At 73.4% G+C, this 20,312-nt stretch carries 18 protein-coding genes and 1 pseudogene; 16 read left to right on the top strand and 3 right to left on the bottom strand.

The window, feature by feature from the left end; genetic code table 11:
- Positions 1-275: 275 nt before the first annotated feature.
- The 3 genes and pseudogenes from ACZ619_RS07770 to ACZ619_RS07760 form a co-directional block, all read left to right on the top strand.
- Positions 276-3,275, top strand: a complete 3,000-nt coding sequence (locus ACZ619_RS07770) for an aldehyde dehydrogenase family protein (protein ID WP_469595487.1) — start codon at positions 276-278, stop codon at positions 3,273-3,275.
- A 299-nt stretch (positions 3,276-3,574) separates the two neighbouring features.
- Positions 3,575-4,579, top strand: a complete 1,005-nt coding sequence (locus ACZ619_RS07765) for a formylglycine-generating enzyme family protein (protein ID WP_469595484.1) — start codon at positions 3,575-3,577, stop codon at positions 4,577-4,579.
- A 345-nt stretch (positions 4,580-4,924) separates the two neighbouring features.
- Positions 4,925-5,089 (top strand): annotated as a pseudogene (locus ACZ619_RS07760) (sulfatase-like hydrolase/transferase); the annotation flags it as partial.
- On the opposite strand, the gene ACZ619_RS07755 reads toward ACZ619_RS07760, so the two are convergent.
- Positions 5,017-5,415, bottom strand: coding sequence for a hypothetical protein (locus tag ACZ619_RS07755; protein WP_469596060.1), 399 nt, complete (start codon positions 5,413-5,415; stop codon positions 5,017-5,019). The pseudogene ACZ619_RS07760 and the gene ACZ619_RS07755 overlap by 73 nt on opposite strands.
- Positions 5,416-5,419: 4 nt before the next feature.
- Here ACZ619_RS07755 and ACZ619_RS07750 point away from each other — a divergent pair, with 4 nt between their 5' ends.
- The 8 genes from ACZ619_RS07750 (at position 5,420) to ACZ619_RS07715 (ending at position 13,361) form a co-directional block, all read left to right on the top strand.
- On the top strand, positions 5,420-5,623 hold the full coding sequence (locus ACZ619_RS07750; RefSeq protein ID WP_469596058.1) for a hypothetical protein: 204 nt from the start codon (positions 5,420-5,422) through the stop codon (positions 5,621-5,623).
- Positions 5,624-5,742: 119 nt separating this feature from the next.
- Positions 5,743-6,261, top strand: a complete 519-nt coding sequence (locus ACZ619_RS07745; RefSeq protein WP_469595481.1) for a (2Fe-2S)-binding protein — start codon at positions 5,743-5,745, stop codon at positions 6,259-6,261.
- Positions 6,258-8,663 carry a xanthine dehydrogenase family protein molybdopterin-binding subunit gene (locus ACZ619_RS07740; protein WP_469595478.1) on the top strand — a complete coding sequence of 802 codons (2,406 nt, stop codon included), beginning with the start codon at positions 6,258-6,260 and terminating at the stop codon, positions 8,661-8,663. The genes ACZ619_RS07745 and ACZ619_RS07740 overlap by 4 nt, the downstream gene beginning before the upstream one ends.
- Positions 8,660-9,514, top strand: coding sequence for an FAD binding domain-containing protein (locus ACZ619_RS07735; protein WP_469595476.1), 855 nt, complete (start codon positions 8,660-8,662; stop codon positions 9,512-9,514). The genes ACZ619_RS07740 and ACZ619_RS07735 overlap by 4 nt, the downstream gene beginning before the upstream one ends.
- Before the next feature lie 15 nt (positions 9,515-9,529).
- On the top strand, positions 9,530-10,405 hold the full coding sequence (locus tag ACZ619_RS07730; protein WP_469595474.1) for an AAA family ATPase: 876 nt from the start codon (positions 9,530-9,532) through the stop codon (positions 10,403-10,405).
- 6 nt (positions 10,406-10,411) lie between these two features.
- A complete protein-coding gene (locus ACZ619_RS07725) occupies positions 10,412-11,581 on the top strand; it encodes a vWA domain-containing protein (protein ID WP_469595472.1) in 1,170 nt (389 codons plus the stop codon).
- On the top strand, positions 11,574-12,683 hold the full coding sequence (locus tag ACZ619_RS07720) for an XdhC family protein (RefSeq protein ID WP_469595470.1): 1,110 nt from the start codon (positions 11,574-11,576) through the stop codon (positions 12,681-12,683). Before ACZ619_RS07725 ends, ACZ619_RS07720 begins: the two co-directional genes overlap by 8 nt.
- 15 nt (positions 12,684-12,698) lie before the next feature.
- On the top strand, positions 12,699-13,361 hold the full coding sequence (locus ACZ619_RS07715) for an SRPBCC family protein (RefSeq protein ID WP_469595467.1): 663 nt from the start codon (positions 12,699-12,701) through the stop codon (positions 13,359-13,361).
- A gap of 49 nt (positions 13,362-13,410) precedes the next feature.
- On the opposite strand, the gene ACZ619_RS07710 is transcribed toward ACZ619_RS07715, so the two are convergent.
- Positions 13,411-13,911: a metallophosphoesterase family protein gene (locus tag ACZ619_RS07710; protein ID WP_469595464.1), complete on the bottom strand. Its 501-nt coding sequence runs from the start codon at positions 13,909-13,911 to the stop codon at positions 13,411-13,413.
- 174 nt (positions 13,912-14,085) lie between these two features.
- Here ACZ619_RS07710 and ACZ619_RS07705 point away from each other — a divergent pair, with 174 nt between their 5' ends.
- The 5 genes from ACZ619_RS07705 to rfbC all read left to right on the top strand — a co-directional run bounded on the left by ACZ619_RS07705 (position 14,086) and on the right by rfbC (position 19,289).
- The gene (locus ACZ619_RS07705; protein ID WP_469595461.1) at positions 14,086-14,523 is read left to right on the top strand and encodes a MarR family winged helix-turn-helix transcriptional regulator; all 438 of its coding nucleotides are present in this window, start codon (positions 14,086-14,088) and stop codon (positions 14,521-14,523) included.
- Entirely contained in the window at positions 14,520-15,914 is a 1,395-nt protein-coding gene (locus tag ACZ619_RS07700; RefSeq protein WP_469595459.1) for an MFS transporter, read from the top strand. The genes ACZ619_RS07705 and ACZ619_RS07700 overlap by 4 nt, the downstream gene beginning before the upstream one ends.
- A 49-nt stretch (positions 15,915-15,963) precedes the next feature.
- Entirely contained in the window at positions 15,964-16,548 is a 585-nt protein-coding gene (locus tag ACZ619_RS07695) for a hydrolase (RefSeq protein WP_469595457.1), read from the top strand.
- Positions 16,549-16,666: 118 nt separating this feature from the next.
- Positions 16,667-18,691 carry a glycosyltransferase family 2 protein gene (locus tag ACZ619_RS07690; protein ID WP_469595455.1) on the top strand — a complete coding sequence of 675 codons (2,025 nt, stop codon included), beginning with the start codon at positions 16,667-16,669 and terminating at the stop codon, positions 18,689-18,691.
- Between the two features lie 4 nt (positions 18,692-18,695).
- Positions 18,696-19,289, top strand: a complete 594-nt coding sequence (gene rfbC, locus ACZ619_RS07685; protein WP_469595452.1) for a dTDP-4-dehydrorhamnose 3,5-epimerase — start codon at positions 18,696-18,698, stop codon at positions 19,287-19,289.
- 57 nt (positions 19,290-19,346) lie between these two features.
- Here rfbC and ACZ619_RS07680 read toward each other — a convergent pair whose 3' ends face one another.
- Positions 19,347-20,177: a class I SAM-dependent methyltransferase gene (locus ACZ619_RS07680; RefSeq protein ID WP_469595451.1), complete on the bottom strand. Its 831-nt coding sequence runs from the start codon at positions 20,175-20,177 to the stop codon at positions 19,347-19,349.
- Positions 20,178-20,312: the final 135 nt, after the last annotated feature.

The following is a 20,312-nucleotide window of genomic DNA, read 5'->3' as shown; positions in this document are numbered from 1 at the left end:
GTCGGGTGCCTGATGAACAGCTCATAAGCCACTTCATGAGCTGAAGACTAACGTTTGAACGGCATTCGAAGCATATTCGGGCCAGACCTCTTGACCGGTTTGCGGCGCATGCCTATCGCCCACTGCCATGCAAGAGCGTGTGTAACGCATCACCGGTGCCGTTCCGGCGGTCCACCTTCACCCCGCCCGGTCCCGGCGCCCGCCCCGCACGCGGACGACCTGAGCGTGCGGGCCTCGGCATCGAACGAACCCACCCGAAACGCAAGGAGGCTGCGATGCCCGCTGCCAGGACCCAGCTGTTGATCGACGGCGACTGGCGGGAACCGTCGGGCGGCGTGTACGCGGACGCAGTGAGCCCTGCCACCGGCGAACACCTAGGCGCCGTCGCCCAGGGCGACCGGTCCGACGCGCGTGCGGCGGTCGCGGCCGCTCGCGCCGCGCAGCCCGGCTGGGCGGCGCAGGGCGTGTTCTCCCGTGCGGCCCTGCTGCACCGGCTGGCCGACGTGTGCGCGGCCCGCCGGGACGAACTCGCCCGTCTGCTCAGCCTCGACCAGGGCAAGCCCCTGCACGGCGAGGCGTACGCCGAGGTGGACGACCTGATCGCGCACTGGCGCTCGGCCGCCGAGGACGCGCTGAGGTTCGACGGTGTGCTCGCTCCCAGCGCGGTCCCCGGTGCCCTCGCCCTGCTGGTCCGCAGGCCGCTCGGCCCGGTCGCCGTCATCACACCGTGGAACTGGCCCTACACCATGGCGTCCCAGGTCATCGCGCCTGCGCTCGCCGCCGGGAACACCGTGGTCTGGACGCCCGCGCCGAGCACCTCGGTCTGCGCCGCCGCACTGGCCGAGTGCTTCACCGCCGCCGGGCTGCCGCCCGGCGTGGTCAACCTCGTCACCGGATCCGGGCCCGTGGTCGGCGACGAGATCGCGGGGCACCCCGACATCGCCGCCGTGGCCTTCGTCGGCTCGACCGCCACCGGCCGTTCCGTGGCCGCCCGCGCCGTCGGCAAGGTCCAGATGCTCGAACTGGGCAGCAACGGCCCGCTCGTGGTCATGGACGACGCCGATCTCGACGCCGCCGTCGAGGGCACCGTCCTCGGCGCGTTCCTGTGTGCCGGGCAGAGCTGTGCCGCCGCCGAGCGCGTCCTCGTGCACGAGAGGGTCCGGGCCGAGTTCGTGGCACGGCTCGCCGCCGCCACCGAGCGGATCGTCCTGGGCGATCCCGCCGACCCGGCCACCACCATGGGACCGCTCAACAACGAGGACGTGGCCCGGAAGATGGACCTGCACGTCCGCGACGCGACCGACCGCGGCGCACGGCTCGTCACCGGCGGCAGCCGCGCCAAGGGCTTCCCCACGGACCTGTACTGGCGGCCGACGGTACTGGACGACGTACCGCGGGACGCCCTGGCCGCCACCGACGAGACCTTCGGCCCGATCGCCCCCGTCATCCCCGTCGGCTCGCTCGACGACGCGATCGCCCTGACCAACGCCCTGCCGTACGGCCTCGTCGCCGCGATCTACACCGGCGACCTCGGCGCGGGCCTGCGCTTCGCCGACGAGGTGCGGGCCGGCGTGGTCAACATCAACGAGTCCTCCAACCACTGGGAGAGCCACCTCCCCTTCGGCGGCGGCCCCGGCACCCTCAGCGGAGTCGGCCGGGTGGGCGGCCGCTACGCACTGGAGCGCCTCACCGAGTTGCAGACCGTACTGCTCCGCCCGGCCGGCCGGCACCGGGTCCTGAGCCACCCCGTCATCCCCTCCTGTCGAAAGGCCCGTTCCATGCACTCGGATTCCTACGACTACATCGTGGTCGGCGGCGGCACGGCCGGTGCCGTCGTCGCCCGCCGGCTCGCCGAGGACGCCCACACCACCGTATGCCTGCTGGAGGCCGGACCGGACGACGCCGGCGACGAGCGCATCCGCCTCGTGCAGAACTGGAGTCAACTGCTCGGCACCGAACTCGACTTCGACTACGCGCTGGAGACCCAGCCGGGCCACAACCCGCTGTTGCGGGAGCACGTGGCCAAGGTGCTCGGCGGGTGCAGCTCGCACAACAACGCCATCGCCCTGCGTCCGCCGGCCGCCGACCTGCTGACGTGGGAGAAGCTGGGCGCGGCGGGCTGGGGCCCGGAGTCCCTCGCGCCGGCCTGGCTGCGGGTGACCGAGCGCGTGCACATCGAACTGCCCGACATCCGCAACAGGCTGACCGCAGCCTTCCTGGACGCCTGCGCCGAGGCCGGTCTGCCCCGGGTGGACGCCCACCGTTCCGCCGCCGAGGGGGACATCGGCGCCAACTCCTGTGTGCTGCCGCTCAACGTCCGTGGCCAGGAACGCCAGTCCAGCTCCGTCGCCTATCTCCAGCCGCTCGACCGGCTGCCAAAGAACCTGCACCTGCGCACGGGCACCACCGCGCTCCGGCTGATCACGCAGGACGGCCGGGCCCGTGCCGTGCTCACCACCGACGGGGAGCTGACGGCCCGTCGGGAGATCATCGTCTGCGCCGGCGCCCTCAACACCCCCAAGCTGCTGATGCTCTCCGGGATCGGCCCGTCCCGGCGCCTGGGCGAGCTGGGCATCGAGGTGGTCGCCGACCTCCCCGTCGGCGAGCACCTGCTCGACCATCCCGAGGCCGCGGTGCTGTGGGAGACCACGGAACCGCCCGGCCCCATCGACGTGAACGGCTGGGAGGCCGCCGCCTTCGACCCCGATGTGATGATCCACTTCACGCCCGAGGTCTACGACGACTTCACGGCCCCGCTCGGCTACCCGACCTCCGCGCACGGCATCTCGATGACTCCCCACGTCCGCCGGGCGCGCAGCGCGGGCCGGGTCGTGCTGCGCAGCGCGGACCCCTGGGACGCCCCCGAGATCCACGGTGGTTTCCTCACCGATCCGGACGGCCATGACGCCCGGGTTCTCGTGCACGGGCTCCGGCTGGCCCGCCGTATCGGCGAACAGCCCGCCCTGGCCGGGAAGTTGAGGCGGGAGCTGGCGCCCGGACCCGACGTCACCTCCGATGCGGCGCTCCTGGAGTACGCCGCGTACGTCGGCGCGACCGTATTCCACCCGGTCGGCACCTGCCGGATGGGCGCCGCGGACGACCCGGCCGCGGTCGTCGATCCCCACCTGCGGGTGCGCGGGGTGGCCGGGCTGCGGATCGCCGACGCCTCGGTCTTCCCGGCCATGACCGGCGTCAACCCGTGCATGACCGTCCTGATGATCGGCGAACGCTGCGCCGAACTGCTCCGCGCACGAACCCCCCGAACCGAGGCCTGAGCGGGCCGCGCATGAACCCCGGCCGAGCCGCCGACGGGGCACGGGCGGGAATCACCGGGAACCGCGGTCGCCGGGGGCGGACCCGAGGACACGAGGACACGAGGACACGAAGGAGGCCGACGCATCAGAACCGGGGTTCGGGCCGGGCTCGCTGGACCGGGCTCCCCAGGCCGGGCTCCCTGGACCGGGCTCCCTGGACCGGGGTTACCGGGCCGGGGACCTGGCAGGGCACCCCCGGCCCGTGCCGCGCGGGCGGGTGGGTAGCCTCGCCGGAAGATCCGCAGGGAAGGGGTGGTCGTATGACGGGGTCCGACGGCGAGAGCGCGGAGCCCAGCGGCTGCTGCGCCCCGGGACGCGGCGGCGCGGAGCCGGTGGGCGCGCCGCCGGTCGAACCGGCGGTGGCCGGAACGGCGGTGGTGGCACCGGCGGTGGTGGCGGGCGCGGGTACGGTCGACGACGACGCCGTGGTGCTGCTGGAGGGCGGCACTTTCCTCATGGGCACCGACGACCCCGACGGGTTCCCGGCCGACGGGGAGGGACCCGTGCGGGAGGTGACCCTGCGTCCCTTCCGGATCGAGGCGTACGCGGTGACGAACGACCGCTTCGCACGGTTCGTCGCCGAGACCGGCCACGTCACCGAGGCCGAACGGTTCGGCTGGTCCTTCGTGTTCGCCGGGTTCCTGCCCGCCGCGCTGCGGCGCGGGGCGGCCCGGCCGCCGCAGACGCCGTGGTGGTGCGGGGTCGAGGGCGCCTGCTGGCGGGCTCCCGAGGGGCCGGGCAGTTCGGTGGCCGAGCGCGGTGACCACCCGGTGGTCCACGTGTCCTGGAACGACGCCCTGGCGTACTGCCGTTGGGCGGGCGGCCGGCTGCCCACCGAGGCGGAGTGGGAGTACGCGGCCCGGGGCGGGCTCGAACAGCGGCGCTACCCGTGGGGAGACGAGCTCATTCCGGACGGGGAGCACCGGTGCAACATCTGGCAGGGGCACTTCCCCACCAGGAACACCGCGGAGGACGGTTACCGGGGCACCGCCCCCGTGGACGCCTACCGGCCCAACGGCTTCGGGCTGCACAACATGTCCGGCAACGTGTGGGAGTGGTGCGCCGACCGGTGGGGCACCGAGCACGCCGCCGGCCCGCGCAGCGACCCGAAGGGGCCGGCCCGGGGCACCTCACGGGTGATGCGCGGCGGCTCCTACCTCTGCCACCACTCGTACTGCAACCGCTACCGCGTCGCCGCCCGCACCTCCAACACGCCCGACAGCAGCACCGGCAACCTGGGATTCCGGTGCGTGCGGGACGTCTGACGGCGTCGTTCGTTGCGCGTGTGTGAAGGTTTCCGGTTCCGCGCCTTTTCTGCCCGCACCCTTCTGACCTGGGGATTCGTCAATCCCGCCGGATCGGCAGGGTTCGGTTCTATTTTTTTCCGGGGCACTGACGAAAAACCGTGCCCGTCCCCATGCTGAGCATCGTGTCCCACCCGACGGCCCTCTGGCGCGCCTGTGCCGCGGGCACGAGCAACTCGTCGCGAGGACCGGGGACGGCACGATCGCCCGCCGGCTGGACGACATGAGCGACTTCTTCGTCGGCACCGGCCAGTTGAAGAAGGCCCCGCCGGCCGACTCCTTCTACAGGGCGGCGCCGTACACGAAGGCGGCCTCCACCGCGACGCGGCCTCCTACGGCTTCCAGGGCCCCGACCTGCCCGGCTGGCGCAACCCCGTCGACCATCCCGACCACCTCGCCTACCTGGCGGAGCGCGGCCTGCCGCCGTACCGCATCACCGATCCGGCCTCGCCGGCCGCACCGTCCGGCTCGGTGCGACCGGCTCGGGCGGGGCCGTGCTCGGCGACCGGATCCTGCGCACGGCGGGCCTCACCCCCGGAACCGACGTCCACGTGCGTCATCTGCGGATGGACGCCGTGGCCCGCGCGGTGCGGTCGGGTGCCGTCGAGGCCGTGCTGGTCGTGGGCGGTGTCCCCCTCCCCGTCCTCTCGGAGCTGGACGACTCGCCCGGCCTGCGCTTCCTGCCGCTCGCGGGCCTGCTGCCGGGGCTCGGCGGACGCCGGCCTCGCCGGCTCGGGCCTCTCGGAGATGCGGCTTCCGGCGGGTGCGTACCGGGCGGCGGGCGGCGTCGCCACCATCGGGGTGTCCGACCTGCTGATGTGCCGCCCCGGCCTGCCCGCGCACATGGCCGCCGCGCTCACCCGGGTCCTGGTCCCGCGGGCCACCGCGCTCGTCCCCTCGCACGCCGTCGGCACCAGGTTCCTCGACGCCGGCAGCCTGATCGGCACGGGCGTGATCGCCCTGCACCCCCGCGCGGCCGCCGCCTACCGCTCCCTGCACGGCTGAGCCCCGCCGGCCGCAGCACTCGCCGCCTCCACAGCCCGGTCATAGAGTGACCTACATCACGCCAATATGACCCATTCGCACCGTTTGGCTCGCCTCGGTCCGTACGGTCTGGAGGGCACATGACCCACATCAAGGTGAACGTGGACGGCACGCCCTACGAGGACGAGGTCGAGCCCCGGCTGCTGCTGGCCCACTACCTGCGCGACCGCCTCGGTCTGACCGGCACCCCGATCGGCTGCGACACGTCGAACTGCGGAGCGTGCACGGTCGACCTGGACGGGGCGACCGTCAAGAGCTGCTCGGTCCTCGCCGTCCAGGCGGACGGTTCCGCGGTGACCACCGTCCAGGGGCTCGCCCGGGACGGCGAGTGGACGGCGCTGCAGAAGGCGTTCCACGAGCGGCACGGGCTCCAGTGCGGCTACTGCACACCAGGGATGATCATGGCCGCGCGGGACCTGCTCGCCGAGAACCCGCACCCGACCTCGGACGAGGTCCGCCACGCCCTGGAGGGCAACCTGTGCCGGTGCACCGGCTACCAGAACATCGTCCGCGCGGTCCTCGCCGCCGCCGGCGGGCAGGACCCGGCCGGGCGGCAGGACGCCTCCGGGCGTCCGGTCGGTGAGGAGGTCACGGCATGACCGGTCAGACCGTGGCGCACGAGGTCGGCCGCGCCCGGCTGCGCAAGGAGGACGCCCGGCTGATCACCGGCCAGACCAACTGGACCGACAACATCCAGGTCGCCGGAATGCTCCAGCTGGCCGTCCTGCGCAGCCCCATGGCTCACGCCCGCATCACCCGCGTCGACGTCTCCCCCGCTCTGCGACGCCCCGGTGTCGTCGCCGCGTTCAGCGGCGCCGACCTCGCCGAGGGCCTCGGCCCGCTGCCCTGCGCCTGGCCGGTGACCGAGGACATCGTGCTGCCCGACCACCCGCCGGTCGCCGTCGACGAGGTCCGCTACGCGGGCGACCCGGTGGCCGTCGTCGTCGCCCGCGACCGGTACACGGCCGCGGACGCGCTGGAGGCCGTGGAGGTCGACTACGAACCGCTGCCCCCGGTCCTCGACCTGGAGGCCGCGCTCGCCGACGGCGCCCCGCTGGTCCACGCCGACAAGGGCACCAACCGCTGCTACACCTGGCCGCTCGCCGTCGGTGAGAGCTTCGAGGCGGTACGCGGGCGCGCCGAGGTGACGCTCAGGCGCCGCTACCACCAGCAGCGGCTGATCCCCAACGCCATGGAACCGCGCGCGGTCGTCGTCACCCCGCTCGCCGCCTCCGGCGAGTACACGCTCTACTCGGCGACCCAGATCCCGCACATCCTGCGGATCATGCTGGCCGTGGTCACCGGGATCCCCGAGCACCGGCTCCGGGTCGTGGCCCCGGACGTCGGCGGCGGCTTCGGCTCCAAGCTCCAGGTGTACGGCGAGGAGGCCCTCGCGCTCGCGGTCGCCCGCAGGCTCGGCCGCCCGGTGAAGTGGACCGAGTCCCGCTCCGAGGGGTTCCTCGCCACCCACCACGGCCGCGGCATGATCCAGGACGTCGAGCTGGCCGCCACCCGCGAGGGCAGGCTGCTCGGCCTGAAGGTGGACCTGCTCGCCGACATGGGCGCCTACCTGATGCTCGTCACCCCGGGCATCCCGATCCTCGGCGCCTTCATGTACCCGGCGATCTACAAGATGGACGCGTACGAGTTCAACTGCACCGGCGTCTTCACGACCCGCACGCCCACCGACGCCTACCGGGGCGCCGGGCGGCCGGAGGCGACCTTCGCCATCGAGCGGATCATGGACGAACTCGCCGCCGAACTCGGCCTGGACCCGGTGGAGGTGCGGCGCCGGAACTGGATCCGGCACGAGGAGTTCCCGTACACCTCGATCGCCGGGCTCACCTACGACAGCGGGAACTACGAGGCGGCCACCGAGAAGGCGCTCGCCCTGTTCGGGTACGACGAGCTGCGCGCCGAGCAGCGGCGGCGCGCGGAGAGCGGCGATCCGGTCCGCCTCGGCATCGGTGTGTCGACGTACACCGAGATGTGCGGCCTCGCGCCGAGCCGGGTGCTGCGCGACCTGCGCTACGCGGCCGGCGGCTGGGAGGCGGCGAGCATCCGCATGCTGCCCACCGGGAAGGTCGAGGTGGTCACCGGGACCAGCCCGCACGGGCAGGGCCACGAGACCTGCTGGAGCCAGATCGCGGCCGACGTGCTGGGGGTGCCGTTCGACGACGTCGAGGTGGTGCACGGCGACACCAGGGCCGCCCCGCAGGGCATGGACACCTACGGCTCACGGTCGCTGGCCGTGGGCGGCGAGGCCGTGCACCGGGCGGCGGTGAAGGTGGTCGACAAGGCCCGGAAGGTCGCCGCGCACCTGCTGGAGGCGAGCGAACGGGACCTGGAGTTCACCGACGGCGTGTTCTCGGTGAAGGGCTCGCCGGAGGCGCGCCGGACCATCCAGGAGATCGCCTTCGAGTCCTTCACCGGCCACGACCTGCCCGACGGCGTCGAGCCGTCCATCAACGCCGAGACCCTGGTCGACCCGGAGAACTTCTCCTACCCGCACGGCACCCACCTGTGCGCGGTGGAGGTGGACACGGAGACCGGACGGACCCGGATCAGGTCGTACGTCTGCGTCGACGACGTCGGCCGGGTCGTCAACCCGATGATCGTCGAGGGCCAGGTGCACGGCGGTCTCGCCCAGGGCATCGCGCAGGCGCTGTACGAGGAGGCCGTCTACGACGACGAGGGCAACCTGGTCTCCGGCACGATGGCCGACTACCTGGTGCCGTCGGCCGCGGACCTGCCGGACTTCGTCACCGACCGGACCGAGACCCCGGCGGCCTCGAACGCCCTGGGGGTGAAGGGGGTCGGCGAGGCCGGGACCATCGCGTCGACGCCCGCGGTGGTCAACGCGGTGGTGGACGCGCTGCGCCCGCTCGGCGTGACGGACGTACGGATGCCGTGCTCGCCCTACCGGGTGTGGCAGACCCTGCGGGCGGCCCGCTCCGGGCACCCGGGGGACACGGACCGGGACGAGGAGGGTTCCGCATGATTCCGCCCACGTTCGAGTACATCCGCCCGGCGGGCGTCGACGAGGCGGTAGGCGCCCTCGCCGACGCGGGCGAGGAGGCGAAGGTGCTGGCCGGCGGCCAGAGTCTGCTGCCGCTGCTGCGCCTGCGGCTGGCCTTTCCCGAACTGGTCGTGGACATCGGCCGGATCCCGGAGCTGCGCGGGGTCCGCGAGGACGGGGAGATCCTCGCCATCGGCGCGCTGACCACGCATCACGACGTCATGCGCGACCCCCTGGTACGGCGGCACGCGGGACTGCTGGCGCAGGCCACGGCCACCGTGGCCGACCCCGCCGTACGGCACCGCGGCACCCTCGGCGGCTCCCTGGCGCACGCCGACCCGGCCGGTGACCTGCCGGCCGTGGCCCTGGCCCTGGACGCCGAACTGGTCGTCGTCGGCCCGGCCGGCCGGCGCACGATCCCGGCCCGGGAGTTCTTCGTGGACTACCTCCAGTCGGCCCTGGCACCCGACGAACTGCTGGTGGAGGTGCGGATCCCGAAGACCGACGGCTGGGGCTTCCACTACGAGAAGTTCCAGGCGGTGGCCCAGTCCTGGGCCATCGTCGCGGTCGCCGCGCTGGTCCGGCACGACGACGGGCACATCCGCGAGGCGCGCATCGGGCTGGCCAACATGGGCGCGACCCCGCTGCGCGCCACGGCCGCCGAGCGGGCGCTGGCGGACGCCGACGGTCCCGAGGCGGTGGCACGGGCCGCCGAGGCGGCCGCCGAGGGCACCCGGCCGGCGCGGGACCTGGCCGCCTCGCCCGCGTACCGGGAACACCTCGCGCGGGTACTGACCGGGCGGGCCGTGCTGACCGCCGCCGGAACGGGGTGAGCGCCGATTCCCCGGATGGACGCCCCGGAGCAGGTGGGGGCCCGCCTGGAGGAGACGGGGTACCTCGTCGACGAGGGGCTGGCCGTCACCTGCTTCCTGGCCCTTCGACTGCACCGGCCGCTGTTCTGCGAGGGCGACGCGGGCGTGGGCAAGACCGCGCTCGCCGGCGCCCTCGCCGAGGCGCTCGGCGCACCGCTCATCCGGCTCCAGTGCCATGAGGGCATCGACGCCTCGCAGGCCCTGTACGACTGGGACTTCCCGCGCCAGCTGCTGCATCTGCGAGCGGCCGAGGCGGCCGGGATCACGGACGCGGACCGGTTGGAGAGCGAGCTGTACGACCGCCGTTTCCTGATCGCGCGTCCGCTGCTGCTGGCCCTCCAGCGGCACCCCTCGGTGCTGCTGGTCGACGAGATCGACCGGGCCGACGACGAGTTCGAGGCCTTCCTGCTGGAGCTGCTGTCCGAGTACGCGGTGACCATCCCGGAGCTGGGCACGCTGCGGGCCGAGCAGCCGCCGGTGGTCGTCCTGACCTCGAACCGGACCCGGGAGGTGCACGACGCGCTGAAGCGGCGCTGCCTCTACCACTGGTTCGAGCATCCGTCGTTCGCCCGTGAACTCGCCATCGTGCGGCGCCGGCTGCCGCAGGTGTCGGCGCGGCTGGCGGAGCAGGTCACCGCGCTGGTGCAGGCGCTGCGGGAGGCGGACCTGCTGAAGCCGCCCGGGGTGGCCGAGACGCTCGACTGGGCCGAGGCCCTGGACGCGCTGGGGGCGAACGAGGTGGACGCGGAACTGGCGGTGGCGACGCTGGGCTCGGTGCTGAAGTACCGGGAGGACACGGAACGGGCCCGGGGCCTCGACCTCGCGGCGGTCCTCGCGGCCCGGGGCGGGTGAGCGGCCGTGGGCGCGGCACCGCCGACGGGAACGGCCACCGGAGTACCGGCGGACGCGGTGCTGCTCGGTTTCGTCCGGGCGCTGCGCGCGGCGGGCGTGGCCGCGAGCGCCGAGCGCGGGTACGCGTTCCTGCGCGCGGTGGCCGCCCTGCGGCCGCAGATGCGGACGGACGTGTACTGGGCGGGGCGGGCCACGCTGTGCGGCGGCCCCGACGACCTGGAGCGCTACGACCGGGTGTTCGCCGCGTACTTCGCGCCCGCCGCTCCCCCGGCCCCGCGCCCGGTGCGGACGGCGGCCCCGCCCCGGCTCCGGCTGGTGGCGCGGGACACGGCCGCGGCACCCCGTGCGCCGGGCGAGGGCGAGCCCTCCGGTCCGCCCACCGCCGCCCTCGCCAGCGCCGCCGAGGTGCTGCGGCACCGCGACGTCACCGAACTGGACGCGGCCGAGCGGGCCCAACTGCACCGTCTGCTGGCCGCGTTCGCGCTGGAGGGGCAGACCCGGCGCTCGGCCCGGCGGCGGCCGTCCCGGCGCGGCGAGGTCGATCCGCGGCGTACGGTACGGGAGTTGCTGCGGCGCGGCGGGGAACCCGCGCCGCTGCGACGGCAGGCGCGGGTGGCCAGGCCCCGCCGAGTGGTGCTGCTGGTCGACGTGAGCGGCTCGATGGGGCCGTACGCCGACGCGCTGCTGCGGTTCGCGCACGCGGCGGTGCGCGCGGGCCGCACGGAGGTGTTCACGGTGGGCACCCGGCTGACCCGGGTGACCCGCGAACTGTCCCACCGCGACCCCGACCTGGCGATGCGGGCCGTGGCGGCGGCGGTCCCGGACTGGCGCGGTGGCACCCGACTGGGCGAGCTGCTGCGCGAGTTCCTCAACCGGTGGGGGCAGCGCGGGATGGCCCGGGGCGCGATCGTGGTGCTGCTCTCGGACGGCTGGGAGCGCGGCGACCCGGAGCTGCTGGGCCAGCAGATGCGCCGGCTGCACGCCCTCGCGTACCAGGTGGTGTGGGCCAACCCGCGCAAGGCGCGGCCCGGTTACGCACCGCTGGCGGCCGGCATGGCGGCGGCGCTGCCCAGCGTGGACGCGTTCGTGGCGGGGCACAGTCTGGCGGCGCTGGAGCGGCTCGCGGCGGTGGTGCGCGGGGCCGGGCCCGCGGGGAGAGGAGCCGAGGGTGCGTGAGATCCTGCCGACGCTGGCCGGCTGGCACGCGGCCGGGATCCCGTTCGGCCTCGCCACGGTGGTCGCGGTCAGCCGCAGCGCGCCGCGCGGGCCCGGTGCGGCGATGGCCGTGGGACCGGACGACGAGGTCGTGGGCAGCGTGTCCGGCGGCTGCGTCGAGGGCGCGGTCTTCGAACTGGCGCGGGAGGTCGTGGCCGACGGCGAGCCGCGGCTGGAGACCTTCGGCTACAGCGACGAGGACGCGTTCGCGGTCGGGCTGACCTGCGGCGGCGAGATCACCCTGCTGGTGCGGCCGGTGACCGCCGGCTCCGATCCGGCGTTCGGGGCGGTCGCCGAATCGGTCGCGGCGGGCGAGCCGGTGACGGTGGCCACCGTGGTGGACGGCCCGGCCCCGCGCGGTGCCGTCCTCGCCGTGTGGCCGAAGCGGGCCGCGGGCACGCTCGGCACGGGCGGCCTCGACGTCGCCGTCACCGCGGACGCGCGCGGCGAACTCGCCCTCGGCGCCTCCGTCCTGCGCCACTACGGCCCGCGCGGCGAGCGCCGTGAGGACGCGGTGACGGTGTTCTTCCAGTCGTTCGCCCCGCCCCCGCGCATGCTGGTCTTCGGCGCGATCGACTACGCGGCGGCGGTCGCCCGCATCGGGGACTTCCTCGGCTACCGGGTCACCGTGTGCGACGCCCGCCCGGTCTTCGCCACCCCGAAGCGCTTCCCGGCCGCAGTCGAGGTCGTCGTCGACTGGCCGCACCGCTATCTCGGCTCCACCGGGACGGACGAGCGCACGGTGGTCTGCGTGCTCACCCACGACCCGAAGTTCGACGTGCCGCTGCTGGTGGAGGCGCTGCGCCGGCCGGCCGCCTACATCGGGGCGATGGGCAGCCGCAGGACCCACGAGGAGCGCCGGGCCCGGCTCGCCGAGGCCGGGCTGACCGAGGCCCAGCTGTCCAGACTGCGCTCACCGCTCGGCCTCGACCTCGGCGCCCGTACCCCGGAGGAGGTGGCGGTCTCCGTCGCCGCGGAGATCGTCGCGCTGCGCTGGGGCGGCAGCGGCACACCTCTGACCTCGACCACCGGAACCATCCACCACCCGTCCGCCGCCCGCTGAGCGCGAGGAGGAGCCATGGAACTGCACCACGAGTTCACCGTCCCCGTCCCGGTCGACGACGCCTGGCGCGCGCTCCTCGACATCGAGCGGGTCGCGCCGTGTCTGCCGGGCGCGGTGGTGGAGGAGTACGACGGCAGGACGGTGACCGGCTCGGTGAAGGTCCGGCTCGGTCCGGTCACCGTGGCCTACCGGGGCACGGCGGTCTTCGAGGAGCAGGACGAGGCGGCGCACCGGATCGTCCTGGTGGCGAGCGGCCGGGAGACCCGCGGCCAGGGCACGGCCCGGGCGACGGTCACGAGCGTCCTCACCGAGCACGGCACCGGCACGGCCGTCGCGGTCCGCACCGACCTGACCGTGACCGGCCGCCCCGCCCAGTTCGGCCGCGGGGTCCTCTCGGAGGTCGGCGACCGTCTGGTGACCCGGTTCGCGGACTGTCTGGCACAGCGGCTGTCCGAGCGACCGCTGCCAGAACCGGTCGGCGGGAGGGAAGCAGCCGGTGGGAGGGAAGCAGCCGCCGGGAGAGAACCGGTCGCCGGGAAGGAGGTGGAGCCGCTGGACCTGCTGCGCACGGCCGGGGTGCCCGTGGCCAGAAGAGCGGCCGTGCTCCTGGTGGTGGCCCTGCTCGCCTGGCTGCTGGCCCGACGGCAGCAGCGGAGGCGTACCAGGGGACGCAGGTGACGGGTGGTCCGTGGCGGTCGTGCCGGTCGTGGGTCGTGCCGCCGGCCGGTCAGCGGGGCGGCAGCCGGTGGAGGGTGACGTCCGTGAGCGTGCCGTCGGCGGCGGTCGCGGTGAGGTAGGTGCGGTGCGGCTGGCGGCGCCGGTCGGTCGGCGAGCCGGGGTTGAGCAGCCGCAGTCCGCCGGGGGCCGTGGTGTCCCAGGGGATGTGGCTGTGCCCGAAGACCAGGACGTCCAGGTCCGGGAAGCGGGCGGCGCAGCGGGTCTCCCGGCCCTGGGCCGGACCGGTCTCGTGGATCACCCCGAAACGCAGGCCGCCCAGCTCGGCGTACGCCACCTCGGGCAGCCGGGCGCGCAGACCGGGGCCGTCGTTGTTGCCGTACACGCCGACCAGCCGGCGGCTGCGGCTCTCCAGGAGGTCGAGGGTGGCCTCGTCGACCCAGTCACCGGCGTGGAACACGACGTCGGCGCGCGGGAGTTCGGCGAGGAGCAGCTCCGGGAGCCGCTTGGCCCGCAGCGGGAGGTGCGTGTCGGAGACGAGGAGCAGGCGCACCCGGCCAGCCTAGCCAGCGCACCGCACCGCGTCACACGGCACCACATCACACCGCACCGCGTCACAACGCACCACGGCACACGGCACCGCGTCGCATCGCACCCGTAGAGATCTTCAGTTCAGACTTAACAGTTGCGACTGGACAGTCACGACTGACAGTCCTAGGGTGGCCGCATGGTTCAGATCTCCGATTCCGCGACCCGTGTGGCCCGCGACCTGCGCGTGATGTTCAGCAGACTGCGCCGCCGCATCCGCGAGGTCGCCCAGGACGCGGACCTCACCCCGTCGCAGGAGTCGGCGCTCACGCTGGTGTCGAAGCACGGCGCGGCCACGGCCAGCGCGCTCGCCTCCGCCGAGGGCGTACGGCCGCAGTCGATGGCCACCACGCTGGCCGCGCTCGACCAGCACGGGCTGATCCGCCGCAGCCCGGACCCGACCGACGGCCGCCGTCAGCTGGTCACCCTCACCGAGGCGGGCCAGGCCCGGGTCGAGGGCAACCGGCAGGTGCGCGACGAGTGGCTGTCCCGCACCCTCCAGGAGCGGTACACGGAGGAGGAGCGCCAGACCCTCCTCACCGCCATCGAACTGCTCGAACGGCTGTCGACGCCGTGATATCGCGGCAGAACGCGGCCACCCGCGAGGACGCCCGCCCGGCCCCCGCCGGATTCGACCGGCGGCTGATCGCGCCGATGGTCCTGGGCTCCGTGCTCAACCCGATCAACTCCTCGATGATCGCGGTGGCCCTGGTGCCCATCGGCGTCGCCTTCGGGGCCCCGCCCGCCGAGACGGTGTGGCTGGTGACCGCCCTCTACCTGGCGACCGCCGTGGGCCAGCCGGTGATCGGACGGCTCGTGGACATGTACGGGCCGCGCCGGCTCTACCTCGTCGGTACGGGGCTGGTCGGCGTCGCCGGACTGGCGGGCGCGCTGGCCCCCTCGCTGGGCGTGCTGATCGCGGCCCGGGTACTGCTCGGGTTCGGCACCTCGGCGGCGTACCCGGCGGCGATGCGGCTGGTGCGCGCCGAGGCCGAGCGGACCGGGCGGGACAGCCCGGCCGGGGTGCTGACCGCGCTGGCGGTGGCCGGGCAGACGGTGGCCGTGATCGGGCCGACGCTGGGCGGGCTGCTGATCGGCGCGGCCGGCTGGCACATGGTGTTCACCGTCAACGTGCCGCTCTCCGCCGCCTGTCTGCTGCTCGGCGCCCGCCGGCTGCCCCGGTCCGGCCCGGCCGCGCGGGGCCGGGGCGTGGACCTGCCGGGCATGGGCCTGTTCGCCGCCCTGCTGGTCACCCTGATGCTGTTCCTGATGGCCCCGGGCCCCGGCCGCTGGTACCTGCCGGTGCTGACCGTCGTCGCGGCCGCCGCCTTCGCCGTCCGGGAGCTGCGGGTGCCGGACCCGTTCGTCGACCTGCGCGTCCTCGGCGGCAACGTCCCGCTCGTCACCACCTATGTACGCCAGCTCCTCGCCTACACCACCGCGTACGCCTTCATGTACGGCTACACGCAGTGGCTGGAGCAGGGCCGCGGACTGAGCGCCTCCACCGCGGGGCTGGCGCTGCTGCCGCTGTCGGTCGCCGCGCTCACCGTCTCCACGCTCACCGGCCGCCGCGAGGCCGTCCGCGGCAAGCTGCTCGCCGGCTCCGTGCTGCAGATCGCGGGCTGCGCGGCGCTGCTGCTGGTCGACGCGGACAGCCCGCTGTGGCTGCTGCTGGCGGTCGGCGCGCTGCTGGGCATCCCCCAGGGCCTGCTCGGACTCGCCGCGCAGAGCGCGCTGTACCGGCAGGCCGACCCGGAGCGGATCGGCTCCGCGGCCGGGCTGCTGCGCACCTTCATGTACCTCGGCGCGCTGGTCGCCTCCGCCGCCACCGCCGCGTTCTACCCGCACAGCGCCGACACGGCCGGACTGCACGGCCTGGCCCTGTTCATGCTCGCCGGCTCCGCGCTGCTGCTGGTGATCACCCTGCCGGACCGCTCACTGGCCCGGCTCACCCCCGAGACCGCCTGACCCCGTGTTTCCCGACCCTCTCCGCCCCCTCGAAAGGCCCGAGTCACCCATGTCCGTCACCGCCCTCGACCCGCGTACCGCCCTGGTCGTCATCGACCTCCAGCAGGGCATCGTGGCCATGCCCACCCAGCCGCACTCCGGCCCCGAGGTGGTGGCCCGCACGGCGGAGCTGGCCGAGGCCTTCCGCGCCCGGGACCTGCCCGTGGTCCTGGTCCGGGTCTCCTTCGCCGCCGACTTCGCCGACGCCGTCCCCGGCCGCACCGAGCGCCAGGCCCGCGGCCTCGCCTTCCCCGAGGGCTGGGACCTGATCGTCGACGAGCTGTCCGGCCACCCCGGGGACATCCGCGTGACCAAGCACAACTGGAGCGCGTTCCACGGCACCGACCTCGACGTCCAGCTGCGCCGCCGGGGCATCACCCAGATCGTGCTGACCGGCATCGCCACCAGCATCGGCGTGGAGTCCACCGCCCGTGACGCCTACGCACACGGCTACCACGTGACGCTCACGACGGACGCCATGGCCGACGCCGACCCCGAGGCGCACCGCGGCAGCGTCGAACGGATTTTCCCCCGGCTCGGCGAGTCCGGCACAGCGGCCGAGGTCATGGAGCTGCTGGCGAAGACTCACAACTGACTCATAACCCGGTCTTGTCCAGGCTCCCCTGCCCCTGGACAAGGCCGCGTTAGGGTTTGGCCACATGTAAACGCCGCCCAGGGAAACGGGTGGCTTACCCAGGGGGCCAGGAAACCGGATGCCGGTCAAAGTCAGCGTGGTCGTCCCCGTCTACAACCCGGGGTCCTATATCGAGGACTGCGTCGCCTCGCTGCTGCGGCAGTCGCTGCCGCGCGACGAGTACGAAGTGATCTTCGTGGACGACGGCTCCAGCGACGAGACCCCGGCCCGGCTGGACGCCCTCGCGGCCGAGCACCCGCACGTCCACGTCATCCACCAGGAGCCCTCCGGCTGGTCCGGCAAACCCCGCAACGTCGGGATCGCCGCGTCCAAGGGCGAGTTCGTGATGTTCGTCGACAACGACGACTTCCTCGGCGACGAGGCCCTGGAGCGGATGTACGACTACGGCGTCGCGAACGAGGCCGACCTGATCATCGGCAAGATGGCCGGCAAGGGCCGCGCGGTGCCGGTCGAGCTGTTCCGCCACAACCGCCCGCGGGCCACCGTCGACAACGCCCCGCTGATGGACAGCCTCACCCCGCACAAGATGCTGCGCCGGTCCTTCCTGGACCGCATCGGGCTGCGCTTCCCCGAAGGCCGCCGGCGGCTGGAGGACCACGTCTTCGTCACCGAGGCGTACCTGCGCGCGTCCAACATCTCCGTGCTCGGCGACTACGTCTGCTACTACCACATCAAGCGGGAGGACGCCTCCAACGCGGGCTTCCAGCGCTTCGACCCGGTCGGCTACTTCGCCAACCTCCGCGAGGCCCTCGACGTCGTCGAGCGCTACACCGAACCGGGCCCGGGGCGCGACCGGATGTTCCGCCGCTGGCTGCGCACCGAGATGGGCGAGCGGCTGCGCGGGAAACGGTTCCTGAAGCTGCCGGACGACTACCGCAGGGAGCTCTTCGACGAGATCCACAAGGTGATCGCCGAGCGGATGGGCCCGCCCGTGTTCGCCCTGCTCGAACCGTCCCACCGGGTGGTCACCCAGCTGGCCGGCGCCGGCCGCTACGAGGACGTGCTCGCGGTCGCCGAGTGGGAGGCGTCCCTCACCCCCTTGACGGCGCTGGAGAGCATCGCCTGGGACGGCGGCGCCCTGCGGATCGGGTTCAGCGCCGAGTTCGGCATCGACGGCGTGCCCAAGACCTATCCGGCCGACGCCACCGCCGCCGGGGCCGACGACGGCCCGCCCGAGGACGCCGCCGAGGCCGTCGCCCGGCTGGAGCGCGAGACCGCCGCCCGCTTCGACCGGGCCGTCACCGACCTGATGATGCGCGAGCGGGACACCCACGCGCAGTACTTCCAGCCGACGGAGTTCACCCGCGAGACCGTCCCCGTCGAGGGCGAGCCGGGCCGTGTCCGCCTGGTGCTGCGGGCCACCGCCACCGTGGACCCGGCCTCCGCCGCCGGCGGCACCGCGCTGCCGCCCGGGTTGTGGGACGCGTACGTCCGTCTCACCATCGGCGGCTGGCACCGGGAGCACCATCTGTTCCCGGAGTCCGTGGCACGGCTTCCCGCGATGCCGCTGCCGGGGGTGGTCGGCGGGCGCCGGGTGCTGCCGTACTGGACGGTCAGGAACAACCTCGCCCTGGACGTCGACCGCGCCGGCAAGCGGCTCGGTCTGGACGGGCTCAGGCCGGCGGACTTCACCGTGGCCGGCGACCGGCTGCACGCGGTGCTGCCGCTCCACGTGGCCGGCGAGGTCAGGTCCGCGCTGCGGCTGACCGGTTCGAAGCCCGGCACCGAGGAGCTGGAGGTGCCGGCCACGCTGACGCCCGCCGAGGGCGGCGGCGCGGTGCTCGACGCCCCGCTGCCGGTGCGCTCGCTCCAGCGGGGCGGCTGGCGGCTGGCCCTGTGCCTGCTCTCGGACGCCGCCGAACCGCGCTTCTTCCCGCTGCCGCTCGTCGTCCGCAGCTCCTCCGAGGGCCCACGGGTGGTCAAGCCGGGCCGGCTCAGGCCCGCGGCCACTCCGGAGCCGGCTCCCAAGCCGAAGGCGAGCGCCGCCCACCGGCTGGCCCGTAGGCTTCCGCTGCCGGTACGCCGCGCACTGGCCCGGGCCCTCGGCAGGGGGAAGACGCCCGCACGACGGAAAGGCGAGTAGAACCGTGCGACCGCTGAGCATCGAAGGCGCCTGGGTCCAGGAGCCGAAGGTCTTCCCCGACGACCGGGGCAGCTTCCACGAGTGGTTCAAGGCCGAGGAGTTCCGCGAGGCCCTCGGCCACGACCTCGACCTCGCCCAGGCCAACTGCTCGGTCTCCCGGCGCGGTGTGCTGCGCGGCATCCACTTCGCCGACGTACCGCCGAGCCAGGCCAAGTACGTCAAGTGCGTGCGCGGGGCCGTGCTGGACGTCGTCGTGGACATCAGGGTCGGCTCCCCCACCTTCGGCAGCTGGGAGGCGGTCCGGCTGGACGACGAGAACCAGCACGCCGTGTTCCTCGCCGAGGGCCTCGGCCACGCGTTCATGGCGCTCACCGACGACGCCACGGTGGTGTACCTGTGCTCTTCCGGCTACGCGCCGGGCCGTGAGCACGGCATCGACCCGCTCGACCCCGAGCTGGCCGTCGAGTGGCCCGAGGGCATCGAGCCGGTGCTGTCGGAGAAGGACGCCCAGGCGCCCTCGCTGGCCCGGGCGGCGGCGTCCGGGCTGCTCCCCTCGTACGCGGACTGCGCGGCGTACTACGAGCGGCTGCGCGGCTGACCACGCACGAGGGGAGCCGGGCCCCGGGGCCCGGCTCCCCTCGTCCCGTCGGCGCCGTCAGGACTTCGCGTAACGCTGCTTCAGCGCGCTCCGCTTGTTGCTGCCCTCGGCATTTCGGCCCTTCTCGATGATCACGAGGTTGTGGTAGAAGTGCATGCCGACGATATTCAGGTCCGTGTACGACGGCTGATAGTTCTCGGTCACGAATTCCTCGTAATTCAGCCCGTCCACGAGCCGCTTCAGCATGCCCATACTCGTGTGCGTCGCGTCGAGGTCCTCGCTGCCCTGCCATTCGGGCCAGTACGACGACTGGGTGTCCTCGACGATGTAGACGCCCCCGTCCTTGAGGCGCGGGAAGAGCGTGGCGAACGTCGTGAGCACATGCGGACTGCGATGACTTCCGTCGTCGATGATGACGTCCAGATCACCGATCTTGTCGGCGATCGAGTTCAGGGACGACGGGTCGGACTGGTCCCCGACGAACGTCGTGATGCGGTCCTCGTCGACAAATGACTTGTCCTGGATGTCCATTCCGAAAATGTGGGCCTTCGGGAAGAAGTGTTTCCACATCCGCAGGGAGGCGCCACCCTGACCTGGCCTGTTGTAACCACCGATGCCGATTTCCAGAAGGTTGAACGAGTCGTTCTTCAGATGCCCCAGGTGGCGCTGGTAGTGCTGGGTGTAGCGGTGGATTCCCCACTTGTCCGTCTTGAAGTGCTGGGCGAGTTTGTTGAGATCGCCGGAGATCGCGTCGAGCCCGGCCGGCTTGGCCGACTTGGCCGGCCCGGCCGACTTGACCGGACGACCGGACAGCCGCCGCTTCAGCCGTCGCAGTTTCCGCACATTCTTCGCACCCAATACGGACTTCACGGTCGCTCGGATCGACATCGCGGGACAAATCCTTTCCCTACCCGGCTCACAAGACATTCAAAGCATCATCGTAGTGAGACGGGACGATCCACAAGGGGCTTACGCGACTACCGGCGCAAAAGGATCTGCGGGCTCCGGTATTGCGGTGACACG

The sequence above is a fragment of the Streptomyces sp. NPDC104367 genome (assembly GCF_055583825.1).
Note: the sequence above shows the minus strand (reverse complement) of the source record. Positions and strands in the feature narration are given on the sequence as shown.

Bases quoted from the DNA above. Each gene is read 5' to 3' on its own strand.
- ACZ619_RS07770 (WP_469595487.1), top strand. From the start codon at position 276: ATGCCCGCTGCCAGGACCCAGCTGTTGATCGACGGCGACTGGCGGGAA.
- ACZ619_RS07765 (WP_469595484.1), top strand. From the start codon at position 3,575: ATGACGGGGTCCGACGGCGAGAGCGCGGAGCCCAGCGGCTGCTGCGCC.
- ACZ619_RS07755 (WP_469596060.1), bottom strand. From the start codon at position 5,415: ATGGTGGCGACGCCGCCCGCCGCCCGGTACGCACCCGCCGGAAGCCGC.
- ACZ619_RS07745 (WP_469595481.1), top strand. From the start codon at position 5,743: ATGACCCACATCAAGGTGAACGTGGACGGCACGCCCTACGAGGACGAG.
- ACZ619_RS07740 (WP_469595478.1), top strand. From the start codon at position 6,258: ATGACCGGTCAGACCGTGGCGCACGAGGTCGGCCGCGCCCGGCTGCGC.
- ACZ619_RS07735 (WP_469595476.1), top strand. From the start codon at position 8,660: ATGATTCCGCCCACGTTCGAGTACATCCGCCCGGCGGGCGTCGACGAG.
- ACZ619_RS07730 (WP_469595474.1), top strand. From the start codon at position 9,530: ATGGACGCCCCGGAGCAGGTGGGGGCCCGCCTGGAGGAGACGGGGTAC.
- ACZ619_RS07715 (WP_469595467.1), top strand. From the start codon at position 12,699: ATGGAACTGCACCACGAGTTCACCGTCCCCGTCCCGGTCGACGACGCC.
- ACZ619_RS07705 (WP_469595461.1), top strand. From the start codon at position 14,086: ATGGTTCAGATCTCCGATTCCGCGACCCGTGTGGCCCGCGACCTGCGC.
- ACZ619_RS07695 (WP_469595457.1), top strand. From the start codon at position 15,964: ATGTCCGTCACCGCCCTCGACCCGCGTACCGCCCTGGTCGTCATCGAC.
- ACZ619_RS07690 (WP_469595455.1), top strand. From the start codon at position 16,667: ATGCCGGTCAAAGTCAGCGTGGTCGTCCCCGTCTACAACCCGGGGTCC.
- ACZ619_RS07680 (WP_469595451.1), bottom strand. From the start codon at position 20,177: ATGTCGATCCGAGCGACCGTGAAGTCCGTATTGGGTGCGAAGAATGTG.